The sequence below is a fragment of the Sporomusa sp. genome (assembly GCF_057736855.1).
In genome coordinates, this window is the sequence record NZ_JBYKYF010000113.1 from 1 (window position 1) to 4,624 (window position 4,624).

The 4,624-nt window shown below is 45.0% G+C and carries 3 protein-coding genes; 1 reads left to right on the forward strand and 2 read right to left on the reverse strand.

Annotation, left to right across the window (positions count from 1 at the left end; all coding sequences use genetic code 11):
• The coding region (locus AC29Z1_RS09075; RefSeq protein WP_488271139.1) for a glycogen/starch/alpha-glucan phosphorylase at nucleotides 1–2,028 on the forward strand (2,028 nt) is incomplete at its 5' end.
• Nucleotides 2,029–2,214: 186 nt separating this feature from the next.
• Here the strand turns inward: AC29Z1_RS09075 and AC29Z1_RS09080 are convergent.
• A complete protein-coding gene (locus AC29Z1_RS09080) occupies nucleotides 2,215–2,910 on the reverse strand; it encodes a CAP domain-containing protein (protein ID WP_488271140.1) in 696 nt (231 codons plus the stop codon).
• A 275-nt stretch (nucleotides 2,911–3,185) separates the two neighbouring features.
• Complete coding sequence (locus AC29Z1_RS09085) at nucleotides 3,186–4,469, reverse strand: ammonia-forming cytochrome c nitrite reductase subunit c552 (RefSeq protein ID WP_488271141.1); 1,284 nt, start codon at nucleotides 4,467–4,469, stop codon at nucleotides 3,186–3,188.
• Nucleotides 4,470–4,624 lie beyond the last annotated feature (155 nt).

Below are 4,624 nucleotides of genomic sequence, written 5' to 3' on the forward strand. Positions count from 1 at the left end.
GGTTATCAGCAGGAATATCCTGATAACTGGCTCAGGGATCAATCCTATGTCTGGGAATACCGCCGCCCGCAAGAAAAGGTAACCGTGCGCTTCGGCGGTAACGTTCGGGTGCAAACCAATGGAAAAACCAAGTTTATTCATGAAAATTATGAGCGTGTCATCGCTGTACCCTATGACGTACCCATAGTGGGTTATAACAATGAGGTAGTAAACACCTTGCGATTGTGGAGCGCCGAAGTGGATGTAAGCAGCCATACCTGCTGCGGACATGGAGTTCACTGCAACAGTGTCATTGAATACAAACACAGTATCGAATCCCTTACCGACATTCTTTATCCGGATGATACGCATTATGAAGGCAAACTCCTGCGTCTCAAGCAACAATACTTTCTTGTATCAGCCGGATTACAGAGTATCATAAAAAACTTCAGGCTACAGTATACTCACCTGCATGATCTGCCAGACAAAATCGCCATTCATATTAACGATACCCATCCGGCACTGGCAATACCAGAACTAATGCGCATTCTGCTAGATGATTGTGGATTAAGTTGGGAAGAAGCGTGGGACCTTACAGTACGCACCATATCTTACACCAATCACACAGTTTTACCGGAAGCACTGGAAACATGGCCTGCCAGCATGATCGAACAACTCCTACCGCGTATCTATATGATTATTCATGAGATTAATGAACGTTATTGCCAGCAGCTTTGGGCAAAATATCCTGGCGACTGGGAGCGAATCCATCGCATGGCCATCATTGCCGATGGATTAGTGCATATGGCCCATCTAGCCATCGCCGGCAGCCACACAGTCAATGGTGTGTCCGAAATTCATACGCAAATTCTTAAGCAATCGGTTATGAAACATTTTTATATCCATACCCCTGAAAAATTTATGAACATCACCAACGGAATTACGCAACGCCGCTGGCTGCTGACGGCTAACCCCAGACTGGCTAACCTGATTAGTGACGCCATCGGTCGAGATTGGATAGACTATCCCTGTGAATTGACTAAACTAGCGCCATTGGCTAATGATCCTGCGTTCCTTGAAAATCTGGCTAATGTCAAAATGCAGAACAAACTTCAATTAGCCAAATATATTAAAGCCAAATATAATATTCTCGTTGATGTCAACTCGATTTTTGATTCCCACATCAAGCGTATCCATGCCTACAAGCGCCAAAGTCTTAATGTCCTGCATATCATGGATCTCTACAACCGACTTAAGGAAAATCCTAGTCTTACGATTACACCCCGCACTTTCATTTTTGCAGGCAAAGCCGCTCCGGGATATTACAAGGCCAAAAAAACCATTAAGCTCATCAACACGCTGGCTGACAAAATTAATAACGATACTACCATTAAGAATCAAATTAAGGTTGTTTTTTTGGAAAATTATAATGTGTCCCATGCTGAGCTCATTATTCCGGCTTCAGATGTCAGTGAGCAAATCTCAACAGCCAGCCGAGAAGCTTCCGGTACCGGCAACATGAAATTTATGATGAACGGCGCTGTAACCATCGGCACATTGGACGGTGCCAATATCGAGATTAGAAATGCTGTAGGCCCTGATAATATTTTTGTTTTTGGGTTAACTGCCGAGGAAGTGTTAAATTATTATCGCTATGGTGGCTATAACCCCTGGGATGTATACAACAGCAACCCACGGCTCAAAACCGTAATGGATCAATTAGTCAACGGCTTCCTCACCCCTAATCTGGATGAATTTCGGACCCATTATGATGCCTTGCTCCATCATGGTGACCAATATTTCCTGTTAAAAGACTTTGATTCCTATGTCAATGCCCAGAGCAAACTGGCCGACGCTTATCAGGATAAAAACCGCTGGCAAACCATGTCCCTGATGAACATTGCTCACTCCGGCTGGTTCTCTAGTGACCGCACGTTCGCTGAGTATGCTGCTAATATATGGGAAATTAATCAATCCATTCCGCTGTGGAACCATTGCTTGCCAGAAGATTATGAACTGATATCACCATGCCAAGACCTGTATCTATAACATAATGGTTTTGAGTAAAGGCAAAGGCACATTACGCTAAGCGTAATGTGCCTTACTCTTGTTTTTCAACCCATACATATGGAATTTACCAGACGCCCAGACGTAGACGTAGTTTAGTTTAGCTAATGGAATCAACCACATAATTTACACTAGCAAAGAAAAATACTGACTGGAAAATCCCCGTGGTTACTTGCTAATAAACTCTTGTACAACATAGACCGAACCCCCGGGGCTGCGTACTACGCCAATACCTACATCGGTGTAAGTGGAGTTGAGAATATTGGCGCGATGCCCTGAACTGTTCATGAACGCTTTCTCCGCCGCAGCAACACTTGTGTTAATAGCCAAGTTTTCCCCGGCTGTTTTGTAGGTAATGCCAGCGTTAGTCATGCGTTGAAATGGCGACAGTCCTTCAGGGTTATAATGGGAAAAATAACCACGTTGAATCATATCCTTCGCATAGTCTTCGGCCAATTTGGTTAGCTGTGCATTGGCTTTGAGTGCCCCCAGTCCATTAGCGGCACGGTCTTGATTCAATAGGCTAATGGCCGTCGCCTCATCGGAAGTAGAAACAGTAGGTGTTGACGATGTGGACGTTGAGTTTGTATTGGATTTAGAAGGCGCAGATGTACTAGTATTTTTCACAGAAGAGCCGTCAGATGAATCGCCATGATTGCTCAAAGCACTGATCAAACCGATTACAGCGATACCAGCCAGTATACTTTTAGTCGAAGAACTATCCTTGACCGCTTCTTCTGCCTCTACAGTTTCAGAACTGGCTGCAAAGGCAGGGAGAGCAAAAGCGCCGCCGAATGATGTAGTAATCAGGGAAAAAGCAAGAAAACTGTGTATGAGTTTACTTTTAATAAACTTTTTTACCAAAAAAATCACCTTTCTAATGTAGAAATAAATTTGACTCCATTTCCGCTAATAATAATTCGCGTTTAATGTGAATAATCCTTTAATAACTACTGCGCCAGATTCTGTAAATACTAACAACTGGCGATTTTACTAGGATTACAGTCCATAGCCAAATTCTGCTGAAACCCAATCATCAGACAACAGCAGCGCTATTTGTTAACTTATGTAACTATTTTTTGTAAATTATAGTAAAAACAAACAGGAGAAAGCCGAAACGGCTTTCTCCTGTTGCTGGTTTAATACATCTTTATGCCGGCTGCGGCATTCGCGGCAGCGATAGCCTGATGAGCCAATTCGTTAGCTTGTCCCAGAGTATTTAGCGCCTGGGATGGATTATGGAATCCCATACTATTTTCGGCAGCCAGGAGATCCCAATAAAACTGGGCTTTGCGTACCAGTTCCCGTGCGTTAGCCAAACCAGCTTCATCAACTCCTGGCTGGCTGGCTGCAGCCTGAATGGCTTGATGCGCCTTGACAATATTCTGACCAGCCATGCGCTGGAGCTCAAACGTTTGATTTTGAACAGTCTTTACCCGTTCCAACAGCCAATCAGTACTTTGGGTATGGCAGGGTGTACAGGACTCATGTAAGGTTTTGAGCGGACTTGTCACCCAATGGGAAGAATACTTTTGCCCGTCTTTCCGAATATAAGGCATATGGCAATCCGCACAGGCAACACCAGCCATACCGTGAGTGCCGGTAGAAAATAATTCATAATCAGGATGCTGAGCTTTGAGCATGGCGGCTTTGGAATCCGGATGCTGCCAATCCTGAACAAAGCCCCGCGGTGTTTCACTATAGTAAGCATACATGTCTTCCGGCTTCAGTCCCTTGGCCCAGGGAAAAACCACTTTGGTAGTGCCGGGTTCAAAATAATATTCAGAATGGCATTGCGCACAAACATAACTACGCATCTCTTCCCGCGACGCTTTAGTCACATCGATGCCTCGTTCTGCCTGAGCCTCAATAAATGCCGGATTAATGACCCGAAGGTTCATGGTTGCCGGATCATGGCAGGTTGAGCAAACAATAGGAACTTTGGCTTTATCCATCATTTCAGCAAGCGGTCTATTGGCATACTCCCAGCCTAATTCCTTATAGGCCTGCTCTACATATGGAGTCTTACAGGTAATGCATGCGCCCTTGCTGGTCGGACCAATCCGCTTGGTTTCCCGCAAATCCTCCATAGCGTGAATATGGCCCCGGTCTTCCGCATAGTCCTTGCTGAAAGGCATACCTTTAAACAGTATTAGCATTTCCGGCTGCATTTGTGATTTTTGCACTAAGACACTACCACCATATCCTGTTGGTGAAGGTGCCGCTTCCGCTGTTTTCTGATAACTAGCATACTGCAACGGGTAATATTTCCCCCATACTGCGGGATCCATTTCCCCTGCCGGAACAGCGCCAACTTTGACAGTAGAAGCAGGTTTGACCACCCCAATGCGCACGACAACAAACCCAAAGAATAGCAGACCTACAGCCAGCAGGGCAATTAAAGATTTTTGCAGTTTATTCAACCTTTACCCCTCCTTTGCTTTTGTTCGTGCCATGGACTACACCGCGATGACACTTGATGCAATCCTGCCCACCGACGACCATACCGGTAGTTTCTATTGTCGATTGATGGCAGCGCACACAGTTATCGTTCACGATGGACTTACCTTGCGTCGAT